Raw genomic sequence first — 14,200 nt, forward strand, 5'->3', positions numbered from 1 at the left:
GACCACAAAATTAGTCAAATAAGGCCATATTTAACTTACTTTTTCGGAATTTAAAATTTTAATATTTTGCATTTTAACTGTTAAAAAATAATTTTATGTTAGCTAATTCTTAAATTTTGTTAAATTTGACGTTCTAAACCTACAAGATATATTCAAAAACAATCTAAACTTTCATTTATGAAAAGAATTACTTTAGTGATGTTATTGTTTATACTGTCCAATGTCGGCTATTCCCAGCTACTTTCAAATTTTGAAACGGGAATACCAGCCAATTGGGCCGTATTCAACAATGGCTTGGGTTCAAATGTTTGGACCACAACAAACACCATCAGTACGCCTCCCACGGTATGTCAAGGGGAGTTTTCGGCGTTTATGAACGCAAGACAACAGATTGGTGCAGGAAACACTTCCGAAAATTGGATGGTTACTAATTTGGTAACAATCCCGGCAAACGGACAGTTGATTTTCAGTACGCGTTCAACTATTAGTGGACCGAATAATACCACGTATCAGATTCGGGTTTCTACTCTTTCACAAACCAACACGGGTACTTTTACTCCGGTTCAACAATGGACTGAGGAGGAACTTAATGAAGTTTTCAATATTTGTGAAGACAAAATAGTTGATTTGACAGCTTATCAAAATCAACAGGTATACATAGCATTTGTCATTTTGATGAATCAACCTACAACTGCTCTAACAGGAGATCGTTGGATTGTAGATAACGTTCGTTTAGTAGAACGTTGTTTAGTTCCTACTAATTTAACTTCTACCGTAACTGCTACTACTGCAAGTCTATCTTGGACAGGAACAGCGGCAGCATGGGAAATTGAAGTGGTGCCACTTAATACACCGCCAACTGGTACAGGAACAATATATAACGGTGCACTACCTTATCTAGTAACCGGTTTGAGTGCTAATACTTCCTATTCGTTTTACGTAAGAGCTCGTTGTGGAGAAGGAAATAATAGTGATTGGGTTGGCCCGGTAAACTTTACAACTACGATTGCCCCGGTGGGTTGTGGAGGAAACTTTGTAGATCCGGGAGGACCAACGGCCAACTATGCCAATAATTTAAATGTGAACACCTTAATATGTCCCGAAAATCCAACCGATTTAGTGACTGTTACTTTTACATCTTTTGCAACTGAAGGTTGTTGTGACTTTTTACGTATTTACGACGGAAACAGTGCCGCTGCTCCTTTATTAGGAACTTTTTCGGGAACCAACTTACCTCCTTCATTTACCTCTTCAACTCCGGGTGGATGTTTGTTTTTTAACTTCACATCAGATACAAGTGTTGTAGCAGCAGGATGGATTGCCAATATTACGTGTGCTCCGGCACCTACATGTCCTAGACCTACCGCTTTGGTGACGTCTTCGGTTTTATCTACAACTTTGAATTTAGCTTGGACCAATAACAGTACAGCAACTACATTCCACGTTTTGGCATTGCCTTGTACAGCTCCGGCTCCAACAGCTGCAACAACAGGTTGGATTGAAACATCTAACAACCCGTATTCTTTCACCGGATTAAATCCGGATACGTGTTATCGTTTTTATGTAAGAGCAGTATGTTCGTCAACAGATATCAGTGACTGGTCTGCCGGTTTAAACGCAACTACCCAACAAGTTCCACCGGCTTGTGGAGGAACATTTACTGATTCTGGTGGTTCTGCTGCAAACTATGCTAATAACCAAAATATTACAACAACCATTTGTGCCGATGCACCGGGTAATTTAGTGACTATAAACTTCACTTCTTTTGCTACCGAAGGTTGTTGTGACTTCTTAAGAGTGTACAACGGACCAAGTGCCGCATCTCCATTAATTGGTACTTATTCTGGAACAGCTTTACCTCCTGAAATTGTATCTACTTTGGGTGGTTGTATTACTTTTGTATTTACTTCAGACAGTAGCGTGGTAGCAGCCGGTTGGGTAGCCAACATTACATGTGCTCCACCACCAACATGTCCTAAACCAACTCAATTAGTAACATCAGCAGTACTTTCTTCTTCAGCCACTTTGGCTTGGACCAATAACAGTACAGCTACCACTTTCCATGTTTTAGCTTTGCCTTGTACTGCTCCGGCTCCAAATGCTACAACTACTGGTTGGATTCAAACAACAAACAACCCGTATACTTTTACGGGATTGAATCCAGACACTTGTTACCGTTTTTATGTAAGAGCAGTATGTGCTGAAAATGATATAAGTGATTGGTCTGTGGGGGTTAATGCAACCACCCAACAAGTACCTCCGGCATGTGGCGGAACATTTACAGATCCGGGCGGGGCTTCAGCTAACTATGCTAACAATACAAACGTTACTACTACCATTTGTGCAGATTCTCCAACTAATTTAGTAACAGTTACCTTTACGGCTTTTGCAACAGAAGGATGTTGTGACTTTTTAAGAATATATGACGGTCCAAGTGCTGCATCACCTTTATTAGGAACGTATTCCGGTACCGCCTTACCTCCTCAGGTAACTTCATCAACACCAGGGGGATGTTTAACCTTTGTATTTACATCAGATAGTAGTGTGGTGAACACCGGATGGATTGCTAATGTAACTTGTGCTCCGGCTCCAACATGTCCTAGACCAAGTGCTCTTACAGCTACTACCGTTTTATTCAATCAAGCTACTTTAGGTTGGACCGATAACAGTGGGGCGACAGCTTGGCAAGTATTAGCATTACCATGTGGTTCTCCAGCTCCAACTTCTACAGCTTCAGGTTGGGTTAATGCTCCAACCAATCCTTTTGTATTAACCGGATTGACTCCAGCCACTTGCTACACCTTCTACGTAAGAGCAGTATGTGCTGAAAACGATTCAAGTAATTGGAGTATCGGCGTTAATGCAACAACACAAGTAGCCCCACCGGAATGTGGAGGAAACTTTGTAGATCCGGGAGGAATATCAGCTAACTACCCAAATAATGCGAATTCAACGGTAACTATTTGTCCTGCAAATCCCGGTGAATTTGTAACGGTAACTTTTACCTCTTTTGATACAGAAGCCAACTGGGATGCTTTATATGTATTCAACGGAAACTCAACAGCAGCTCCTCAAATTTCAAGTGGAAATGGTGCAGGAAATGTACCGGGTGGTTTACCGGGTGGTTTCTGGGGAACTACAATTCCAGGACCTTTTACTTCTACAAGTCCAACAGGATGTTTGACTTTCAATTTTAGAAGTGATGGTTCTTTCAACAGACCGGGATGGGTGGCCAATGTAACATGTGAAAGTTGTCCAAAACCAACCGCAGTTACAGTAACAGACACCAACACTTCTACGGCAAATTTAACTTGGACAAGTGTGGCAGGTACAACTTGGCAAGTATTAGCATTACCTTGTGGTTCTGCTGCTCCAACTGCTAGCTCAACAGGTTGGCAAACAGCTACCTCTACAACATATACCTACACAGGATTGAATCCATTAACCTGTTATAATTTCTATGTTAGAGCCGTATGTGCCGATGATGACATTAGTGATTGGAGTACTCCGGGTACGGGAACTACTTTACCAACTTGTCCGCAACCGATTAACTTAACAGTTATTGGTGCCGATACAAATACCGCAACTTTATCATGGACCAACATTTCTACGGCTACTTTATTTGAAGTGGTTGTTCAACCCGTTGGATCTGGTGTACCAACAGTTGCAGGGGTTATTACAGCAAACAATCCTTACACAGCTACAGGCTTAAATGCCGGTTTCTATGAATTCTATGTAAGAGCTATTTGTTCTACATCAGATTTAAGTGCGTGGTCTGGTCCGCAAACTTTCTTCATTTTGGCTTCATTGCCGGGTTGTGCGGGTGTTGATATTGATTTACAAACCAACACTCCGGGTGTATTGAATTTATGTCCGGGAGAAAGTTGTGTTGATTTAACGGCTTCTTTCTTCGAAACGGGAGATACAACTACATACAATGTGTCTGCTATTCCATTTTCACCACCATTCCCATTTGTTGGAGGTATTCCTACTTCGGTAAATACCGATGACGTATGGTCACCGGCTATCCAATTGCCTTTTAATTTCTGTTTCTTCGGACAAAATTATACACAAGCATTGGTAGGTTCCAATGGGGTGATTTCGTTTGATATTCAAGGTCAAGTACCGGGTGGTGCTCAAGTTCCGGGAGGATACTGTGCATGGCCATTTACTCAGACGATACCAAATACCGCTTTCCCAATTAAAGCGGCAATCTACGGACCATATCAGGATATCAACCCGAACGTTACAACTCCACCGGCTCAGCCAAGCATCAACTACCAAGTGTTAGGAACGGCTCCATGTCGAGTATTGGTAGTAAACTTCTCCGAAGTAGCTCAGTTTAGTTGTGGGGTAAGTGTGGGTCTTCAAACGAGTCAAATCGTTTTGTATGAAACTTCAAACACAATTGAAGTTTATGTTCAAAACAGAACTTCTTGTACAACCTGGAATGGTGGACGTGCTGTAATTGGTATTCAAAATCAAGCGGGTACCCAAGCTCACGTACCTCCGGGAAGAAATACTGGTACATGGTCTGCTTCAAACGAAGCATGGAGATTTACTCCGGCAGGTCCTTCAAACGTAACTTTCTCTTGGTTAAAAGACGGAGAATTTTACAGTAATGATTTGTCTATCAATGTATGTGTTGAAGAAACCACAACCATGACGGCTCAAGCTATTTATACCGCTTGTGGTGGCGAACAAACTATTACTACTGACACTATTTTATTAAATGTTGTAGGTACAGAGTTACCGGTTCAAGACGATGTTGAAGTATGTGAATCGGAAGGATATACTTTACCTGCTTTGTTAGTTGGAAACTACTTTACACAACCAAATGGACAAGGTACTCAGTTGAATGCAGGTGATGTTATTACTACACCACAAACCATTTATGTGTTTGCAACTATTCAAGGTACAAACGGACAATGTACATCAGAGAACAGTTTTGAAGTTACAACTACTTCTCAAATTGTTCCGGTATTCAACCCAATTGCACCTATTTGTGTAGGCGGTACTGCTCCGGCTTTACCTGCCGTATCTAATAACGGCGTAACGGGTCTTTGGACTCCGGCAACTATTTCTACGGCTACAGCAGGTACATTCACATACGAATTTACCCCATTTGGAGCCGAGGTTTGTGCTACACCAACTTCTATTCAGGTAGTAATTACTGAGCCCGTAACGCCAACATTCAACGCCATTCCAATAGTGTGTCAGAATGCTCCGGCACCAACCTTACCCACTACTTCTATAGAAGGAATATCGGGTACTTGGTCTCCGGCAACTATTAACACTTCAGCTTTAGGCGATACCGTTTATACCTTTACACCGGCTTCAGGGTCTTGTGCAGGAAATGGTGAAATTACCGTTACGGTAATCACTCCGGTTACCCCAACATTTGATCCTATTGCAAACCTTTGCGTGGGGGCAACTAGCCCAACCTTACCCGGAACATCAACCAATGCTATTTCAGGTACTTGGAATCCGGCTACAATAAGCACCGCCTCTGCTGGAACGTTTACATTTGAGTTTACACCAAACACATCAGAATGTGCGGTTCCAACAACGATTCAAGTAACAGTTGTAGCTCGACCTAATGTGGATACTTTACAAAACGTTACGGCTTGTTTAGGAGACGGGGGTTATACGCTTCCTGCGTTGACTAACGGATCTTACTTTACAGGTCAAAACGGATCTGGAAATGCATTAACCGCAGGTACAGCTCTTACAACTTCGCAAACGGTATACATTTTTGCACCGGGAACTATTGCCAATTGTAGCTCAGAAACCAGCTTTGTCGTAACCATTGCTGATGCCCAAGCTCCAATATTTACAGATCAAGAAGAATGTGCAAGCTATGTATTGCCAAGTTTACCAATAGGAAGTGCATATTTTACGCAACCTAACGGACAAGGGACACAGCTTCAAGCAGGAAGTAGCATTACCAATTCGCAAACCGTATACATTTATACAACTACTGCAGAAGGATGTAATGACGAAAGCAGTTTCTTTGTAACTATTAATTCATGTGAAATTCAAAAAGGTATCTCTCCAAATAACGACGGAAGTAATGACTTTTTTGACTTAACTAATTATAACGTAAGCAAATTAAGTATCTTCAATCGATACGGTTTAAAAGTGTACAGCAAAAACAACTATTCGAATGAATGGTACGGTCAAACAGATAAAGGAGATGAACTCCCAGACGGAACGTATTACTATTCGATAGACTTTGCAGACGGAACCAATAAAACAGGTTGGATATATATTAATAGAGAGCATAATTAGAAATTTTTCGATACGGTTAGCCTAAACAACCTAACCGTATCGTTTTCAAACTACAAAAACAATAAACATGAAGAATATATATTTTGCACTACTGATTGTCTTGGTAAGCCTATCAGAAGTATCCGCCCAACAGGATCCTCACTACACGCAGTACATGTACAACATGAACGTTATTAACCCAGCTTATGCAGGAAGTAAAGAAAACTTAGCTTTTGGTTTACTTTACAGAAAACAATGGGTAGATATAGAAGATGCTCCTACTACTTTTACTTTTTCAGGTCACACGCCTGCAGGTAAAAATGTAGGTTTAGGTTTGTCCTTAATCTCAGATGAAATCGGGCCGGTTAAAGAACAAAATGTTTACGGAGACTTTTCCTATACATTAAATTTAGGTGGCGAACACCGTCTGGCATTCGGTTTAAAAGCCGGAGCTACTTTTCACAAAGTAGATTTTAATATCATTAGACCTACTCTACCGGATCCGGCTGACGGCGTTTTTGGTGATAATATTAGTAATGTGTATTTCAATCTGGGTACCGGTTTCTTTTATTACACCGATAAATACTATGTAGCTCTTTCGGTTCCAAACATGCTTAAAGCAAAACATTTGGATTTTAACGGAAGAGAATACGGAAACGAAGTATCTCATTATTTCTTAACCGGAGGTTATGTTTTCGATTTGAATCCCAATTTGAAATTCAAACCTTTTGCCATGTTAAAATCGGCTTTTAACGCTCCTACATCTCTTGATGTTTCTACCAATTTCCTTTTCAATGAAAAATTCGAAATTGGAGCTACCTATAGATTAGAAGACAGTTTTGGAGCTATGGTGAACTATGCAATCAGTCCTAACTTGAGAATAGGTTATGCTTACGATCATATCGTTTCAGATTTGAATGTTACAACCCCTTCTTCACACGAAATTATCTTACTTTTTGATGTTAATTTCCCGAAAAAGGTTTCTCGTTCACCACGATATTTCTAACCTAATAAAGCATTCACAAGATGAAAAAAACCTATATATCCCTGTTGAGTATACTGATGCTAAGTGCCAGTTCACTTAACGCTCAGACTAAAGAAACACAGCAAGCCGACAAATTATTCAAACGTTTTGAATATGTAGCTGCTGCCGAAGAATATCTAAAGATTGCCGAAAAAGGGAAAGCAGATTCTTATGTTTTCAAGCAATTGGCCGATAGTTATTTTAACATGTTCAATGCAGCTGAAGCTTCTAAATGGTATGCTAGAGCTGTAGAGTCAGAACAAGATGCCGAAACCTATTACCGCTATGCTCAAATGTTGAAGGCTCAAGGTAAATACGAAGAAGCAAATAAGCAAATGCAACAATTTGCAGCAAAAGCTCCTGCTGATCAAAGAGCCAAAGATTTTAAAGCAAATCCAAATTATTTACCCAAATTATTGGATAAACAAAAACAGTTTGAAGTAAAATCTTTAGACATTAACAGCGATAAATCCGATTTTGGAGCTGTTTTATATCAAGACCAATTGTTTTTTGCTAGTGCCCGAAATGCGGCTCGTAAAACCTACGGTTGGAACGATGAACCCTACTTAGACGTGTACAAAGCGACCCATAATGTAGATGGAACCATTACCAATCCCGAACCGGTAACCGAACTGAATTCCAAATGGCATGACGGACCTGTTACTATCAGTGCCGATGGTAAAACCATGTACTTTGCCAGTGAAAGTTTCAAAGAGAAAAGTTTTGAAAAAGACAAATCTATCAATTCCAAATTGAGTCAGGTTAATCTATTCAAAGCTACCAATACCAACGGAAAATGGACAAACATTACGCCGCTACCGTTTAACAGCAATACCTATTCTACCAGCAACCCAAGTTTAAGTAAAGATGGGAAAACGTTATATTTCTCGTCAAACATGCCGGGATCTATTGGAGGTATAGATATTTGGAAAGTAGCCGTAAACGAAGACGGTTCTTTTGGAACTCCCGAAAACTTAGGTTCTAAAGTAAATACCGAAGGCAACGAAAGCTTCCCGTTTATTTCTGAAGACAACAAAACCCTGTATTTTGCTTCAAGCGGCAGACAAGGTTTTGGAGGTTACGATGTGTTTGCCTACAATATGGCTTCCGGTGAAGCGGTAAATATGGGTAAACCGGTAAACAGCGAAAAAGATGATTTTGCCTTTACCTTCAATACCGAGAAAAATTTAGGTTTCCTATCTAGTAACCGTTCCGGAGTAGACAACATTTTCTTGGCTACCCCAGTTTGTGGTGTAGAAGTAATCACTATTGTTACCGATGCCAAAACCGGTGCTATTTTAGCCAATGCTAAAGTGGCGATAGTAGACGATAAGAAAAATGTAATTGCAACCGAAATGTCTAATGCCAAAGGTGAAGTTACCTATTATGTTGAATGTAACAAATCGTATACCATTCAGGCAGCAAAAGACGGTTACGAAAGCAACACTTTCCCTGTAGCGGCCAGCAAAGGGCCTAAAGCTACAGTAAATGCTCCTCTGAACCCAATCGATGTGATTGTTACAGAAACCGAAGTGATTTTAAAACCAATTTACTTTGAATACAACAAAAGCAATATCACTGCCGAAGGGGCATTTGAATTGGATAAGTTGGTTCAAGTAATGCAAAATAATCCCAACATGGTTATTTTAGCCAAATCGCATACAGACAGCAGAGGTAGCGATACCTACAACATGAATTTATCAGACCGTAGAGCTAAATCTACCGTTCAGTACATTATTTCTAAAGGTATTTCTAAAGATCGCATTTCGGGTAAAGGAATGGGTGAATCTGAGCCTAAAGAAGATTGTAAAGAGAACTGTTCAGAAGAACAACACGCGTTAAACCGTAGAAGTGAATTCTTGATAGTGAAAAAATAAAAAATAGATTGTTTTTGATAAAAGCGGGTTCTCTCATCGAGGCCCGCTTTTTGATTTAATAAAAAAAATCACTTCTTTTTAATGGCCTTAAAATCAATCTTTTTTTAAGCCAAAGATCATCTTTTTTGTATATTTAAACTTTCAATAAAAGTATGATCTCATGATAAACGAATGGTTTGCCCAAGTATACCAACATCCGTTAATAGACGCATCCGATTTGCAGAAAATTCAAGAAGCTCATTACCCCATTCAATTTAAAAAAGGCGATTTTATTTTTAAAAAAGGCGAAGTCTCAGACGGATACTTAATTCTACAAAGCGGACTCATGCGTTCCTTTGCTTGGGATTACAATGGAGACGATATAACAACCGATTTCTTTTCAGATAACGAAGTGGTTATAGATGTTTTATCGTTGTTTCAACGCATTCCAAGTCAGGAAAATATTCAGGCTCTCACAGATTGTATTTGTTGGAAAATTGATTACGAAACGTTTCAGGAATTGTATCATACCATTCCCGGATTTTCAGAATGGGGCCGGCTTTGGATGACCAATCGCATGTTTCATTTCAAACAACGAATGGTAGAAATGGTAACCCTGTCCGCCAAAGACCGCTATTTGCAACTCCTGAAAGAAAAACCAAAATGGATTCTGCAATCTCCACTAAAATACATTGCACGGTATTTGGGAATTACAGATACTTCTTTTAGTCGAATTCGAAAAGAAATGAGTTAGCTTCATTTCTTGACATAAGACAAGAATATTGTAATAACAAGCAATTACATTTGTATACCATCAATCAAAAAAGGAACAACTATGAATCAAAATGTAATCTGTTGGTTTGAAATTTATGTAGACAACATGGACCGAGCCAAACAATTTTATGCAACCGTATTAGGAACCCAATTCCACGACATGCAAGCTCCGGGAGGAAGCGATGAATTTATTATGTCATGCTTCTCAAATGCCGAAAACCAAGGAGTAAGCGGAGCTTTAGTTCAAATGAAAGAAGCTCGGGTTAACAATCCCGGGAACACATCTACAATGGTGTACTTCCCCTGTGAAGATTGTAGTGTAGAGGAAAGCCGAGTTGAAAAAGCTGGTGGAAAAGTATATTGTTCGAAAATGGCAATTGGCGAACACGGTTTTATCAGCATGTGTTTGGATACAGAAAACAACACCTTCGGATTGTATTCGATGCAATAAATAAACCCATATGAAGATAGTAAAAGGAATAGTGTTTACGCTTTTCGGATTGATGTTCATCAATGCCGGATTAGACAAATTTTTACACTACATGCCCATTCCCGAGTTGGAACCCGAAGTACTAAAAGCAGGCGAAGCCTTTATGACCATCACATGGCTTATGCCGCTTGTGGGAGCGGTAGAACTCTTGTCCGGATTGTTATTTATTTTTCCCAAAACTCGCTTGTTGGCTGCCTTAATGCTTTTTCCGGTCATGGTTGGAATCCTGCTTCATAATGCCGTTTATATGCCGGAGGGATTAGCCATTGCCGGCGTATTGTTTTTAATCAACCTTTGGGTGTTTTACAAAAATAAAGAGAAAATTAAAGGACTAATGGGGTAATAGGAATGAGTTTATTACCAACAACACAACAACCAAAATGAAACTCATCATTCAGGCTAAAATTCAAATTCAAAAACCCATCGAAACGGTTTTCGAAAATATCGTCAATCCGGATAGAATGACACACTATTTTATTGAAAGCAGTACCGGTAGAATAGAAGAAAACGCTGAGCTCATCTGGACATTTCCGGAGTTTGAAGAAAAATGCCCATTAACCGTTACCCAAGTGATTCCGAACCATAAAATAACCTTTATTTGGGATCCCGAAACGATTGTAACCATTCAATTAACCGAACAAAAAGACAAAAGCACCTTAGTTCACATATCCGAAGATGGAAAAGAGAATAACGAAAAAGGCATCAGTTGGCTTACCGGAAATACCGAAGGTTGGGCTAACTTTTTAGCTTGTTTGAAAGCTTATTCAGAATATGATATCAACCTCAGAAAAGGAGCTTTCGACTTTCTGAAAATCCAATAATCAAACAATCCAATAATCGAATATGGAACCCATTCAGAATTATATCGCAACTCTTCCCTCTGAATCCGATCAAGCCATTGGCCAACAACTCACAGAGTTAATTGAGGCTCATTTAGCGTTTACCGAAAGCAAAATATGGCACGCTCATCCGGTTTGGTTTATTGAGGGAAATCCGATTGTAGGTTTTAGCAAACAAAAAGCAGGTATTCGGTTATTGTTTTGGAGTGGTGCCGATTTTGAAGAACCCGCATTGAACGTCAGAGGAGAAAAATTCAAAGACGCCTCCATTTTTTATAATTCGGTTTCCGAAATTAATGCAGAAGATGTACTACGCTGGCTCAAAAAAGCAGAAACTCTTCAGTGGGATTATAAGAATTTGGTGAAGAGGAAAGGTAAGCTGGAAAGGCTCTATGTTGCAAAGGGTTAAAAGGGGTTTTGAAACCAGTAAATAATACGACTATGAAAGACATACAAATTACGATTGAAGCTAGAGTAAATCAATCACCGGAAGTCGTTTGGGATTATTACACCAACGCAAGACATATAATCCATTGGAATTTTGCTTCCGATGATTGGCATTGTCCAAGGGCTGAAAATAATCCCGTTGTGGGCGGAGCCTATTTTTCCCGAATGGAAGCCAAAGACGGCAGTTTTGGTTTTGATTTGAGGGCAGTGTACGATGAAGTCATTCCAAATGAAAAATTAGTTTATACCTTAGAAGACGGACGAAAAGTAATCACATCATTTGAAAAAGTAGGCAAGACCACCAACGTTACTACCGTTTTTGAAGCAGAAAATCAAAATCCGGTAGACTTGCAAAAAGCGGGTTGGCAAGCAATATTGAATAATTTCAAAGGGTATGTGGAGCGAAATTATCGTTAACCTAACCTAAAGCTTATATGCCTTATATGGTAAATAAATTAAACTACATAAGTCATATAAGTTTAACTTCAAATCCCTTAGTGTCGTACCTAAAAACAAAAACATGAAAAAACTAAACTATTCCATAGAAATCAAGGCCAAAGCCGAAAAGGTATTTAGGATTATGCTTTCCAAACCAACTTACGAAAAATGGACCGCGGCATTCAATCCTACATCCACTTTTGAAGGCGGTTGGAATAAAGGCGACAAAATCTACTTCATCGGAACGGGAGAAGAAGGAAAAAAAGGAGGCATGGTTTCCCGTATTGTCGAAAATAGTCCCAATCAATTCATTTCTATTGAACATTTGGGCATCTTAGATGGCGATATCGAAATAACCGAAGGAGAAATGGTAGAGAGTTGGAAAGGAGCACTGGAAAATTATACGTTTTCAGAAAACAAGGGCATAACGACCCTTTCGGTGGAAACCGACACCAGTGAAGATTATGCCGATTATTTCAATGCCACTTGGCCCAAAGCGTTGGAAATCTTGAAGGGTTTGTGCGAGTAGGTTTTTTAACCGCAAAGGATGCAAAGATTGTAAAAAACAGTAAAGCATTAAGATGCTTCACTTTTTTATAAAAGAAATAAGCCAAACGGCTTAATGGTTCTTGATTTCGTAAGGTTAGAAAAAACAGCCTTCCCAAAGCAACCTTATAGTCCTTTTTTCATCTTATCTTTAGCACACAACAACCGAATAACCATGCTAAAAAAACTACTCTTTCTGTTTGCACTAACTCCCGTTATTTTCGCTAATGCCCAATCGGTAGAATGGGTACTTACCCCCAATAGTGCCCTAACCTCACCGTTGCCTTCAGGTTATTTGGGAGCTGTAGATGCTTTTGACAATGCTTATTTTATTGGGTACAAAGACAATCCGTATTCCTATACCGAACTGTTTGGCAACTTGAGTTTTCAAAAATACAGCCCAATCGGAAGTTTGTTGTTTTTCAAAACTCTAAACGGTAGAGCCGTAGCTCAACAAATGAAATCCGATTCGCAAGGCAATATATACCTGGCTGTAGAGCATCTGAACGCTTTAACATTTGACCAAACAATTATTGCCAATACATCCGGATTGCCTCAGCACGTATTGCTTAAAATAAGCCCTTCAGGAGCTTTAATTTGGCACAAAGTGCTCACCATGCCTGTAGTGGGGGTAAACACGTTTAAATCCATCGCATTCGACAATCAGGGGGCGATTTACATAGGTTACGACAATTACGGAACCTGCTATATTGAAAAATTAAATCCGGATGGCGTTTCCTTGCAGTTGATTGTGCAGGAAAATGTCAATCGATTAACCGCTTTGGCCATAGATTCCGATGGGAATATATACGCAACCGGATCGTGTGCCCATACCAATTCGGTGTATGCCGGAGTTTTGCAACCTACCCAATTAGATTATACCGTTTACTTGGTGAAATATAATCCCAATGGTGTTTTTCAATGGATTAAGTATGTAGAAGACATCACCTGCTCATCGCCCACGGTACAAGTACACAACCAATCTGTCTATTGGGCGGCCGAAACTTTTATTCCCGTTCAACTGGACCATCTTACCCTGGAAGGCCCCATTACCGGAGTCGATTTTTTCTTAGCCAAACTCAATACCAACGGCCAATACCTTTGGGCTAGGGAAGTCCCCGGAAACGGTTCGTTTGAAGTGGCCCATCACAACTTCCTGCAATTGGACGACTTTGGCAGTCTGTACCTCACCGGAACACTTTCTGGGGGCACAACGCAATGGACAGAGCAAGTGAGCACCACTACGGGTACATTTTCCAACCGAGAAGTGGTTTTGCTTCGTTATTTAGACAACGGAGCTCTCAATTTTGCATTCGCGGCTGGCGGCAGTCAAAACGATTCAGGACAAAGTTTGTCGGTAAATGCTGCGGGAGATGCCTACCTCACCGGCATGATGCAAGGAACGGCTCAAATGCAATGGTTTTCTTTTACGCCATCGCAACCCTTGGAGTATACCCCTTTTATGGCCCGCATTTCGCCCATTACACTTTCGGTAAACCAACCTCAAAAAAGGACA

Annotated in this window: 11 protein-coding genes; all 11 read left to right on the forward strand. The window is 40.1% G+C overall.

All coding sequences use genetic code 11. From position 1 onward, the window contains the following. Positions 1 to 177 precede the first annotated feature (177 nt). On the forward strand, positions 178 to 6,291 hold the full coding sequence (locus tag V7M80_RS01770; protein ID WP_333693593.1) for a fibronectin type III domain-containing protein: 6,114 nt from the start codon (positions 178 to 180) through the stop codon (positions 6,289 to 6,291). A 67-nt stretch (positions 6,292 to 6,358) separates the two neighbouring features. Next, positions 6,359 to 7,276, forward strand: coding sequence for a PorP/SprF family type IX secretion system membrane protein (locus tag V7M80_RS01775; protein ID WP_333693594.1), 918 nt, complete (start codon positions 6,359 to 6,361; stop codon positions 7,274 to 7,276). Positions 7,277 to 7,296: 20 nt separating this feature from the next. Further along, entirely contained in the window at positions 7,297 to 9,171 is a 1,875-nt protein-coding gene (locus tag V7M80_RS01780) for an OmpA family protein (protein ID WP_333693596.1), read from the forward strand. 160 nt (positions 9,172 to 9,331) lie between these two features. Next, the gene (locus tag V7M80_RS01785) at positions 9,332 to 9,904 is read left to right on the forward strand and encodes a Crp/Fnr family transcriptional regulator (protein WP_333693597.1); all 573 of its coding nucleotides are present in this window, start codon (positions 9,332 to 9,334) and stop codon (positions 9,902 to 9,904) included. Between the two features lie 81 nt (positions 9,905 to 9,985). Then, entirely contained in the window at positions 9,986 to 10,375 is a 390-nt protein-coding gene (locus V7M80_RS01790) for a VOC family protein (protein ID WP_333693599.1), read from the forward strand. A 10-nt stretch (positions 10,376 to 10,385) separates the two neighbouring features. Continuing rightward, positions 10,386 to 10,757: a DoxX family membrane protein gene (locus V7M80_RS01795; RefSeq protein ID WP_333693601.1), complete on the forward strand. Its 372-nt coding sequence runs from the start codon at positions 10,386 to 10,388 to the stop codon at positions 10,755 to 10,757. Between the two features lie 37 nt (positions 10,758 to 10,794). After that, positions 10,795 to 11,235 (forward strand): SRPBCC domain-containing protein, encoded by a 441-nt coding sequence (locus V7M80_RS01800; protein ID WP_333693603.1) that lies wholly within the window; start codon positions 10,795 to 10,797, stop codon positions 11,233 to 11,235. Positions 11,236 to 11,257: 22 nt separating this feature from the next. Continuing rightward, a complete protein-coding gene (locus V7M80_RS01805) occupies positions 11,258 to 11,662 on the forward strand; it encodes a DUF1801 domain-containing protein (RefSeq protein ID WP_333693604.1) in 405 nt (134 codons plus the stop codon). A 32-nt stretch (positions 11,663 to 11,694) separates the two neighbouring features. Further along, entirely contained in the window at positions 11,695 to 12,117 is a 423-nt protein-coding gene (locus tag V7M80_RS01810) for an SRPBCC family protein (protein WP_333693605.1), read from the forward strand. A 103-nt stretch (positions 12,118 to 12,220) separates the two neighbouring features. After that, the gene (locus V7M80_RS01815; RefSeq protein WP_333693606.1) at positions 12,221 to 12,667 is read left to right on the forward strand and encodes an SRPBCC domain-containing protein; all 447 of its coding nucleotides are present in this window, start codon (positions 12,221 to 12,223) and stop codon (positions 12,665 to 12,667) included. Positions 12,668 to 12,859: 192 nt separating this feature from the next. Then, the coding region (locus V7M80_RS01820; RefSeq protein ID WP_333693607.1) for a hypothetical protein at positions 12,860 to 14,200 on the forward strand (1,341 nt) is incomplete at its 3' end.

The sequence above is a fragment of the Flavobacterium sp. genome (assembly GCF_036759525.1).
Taxonomy (GTDB): Bacteria; Bacteroidota; Bacteroidia; order Flavobacteriales; family Flavobacteriaceae; genus Flavobacterium.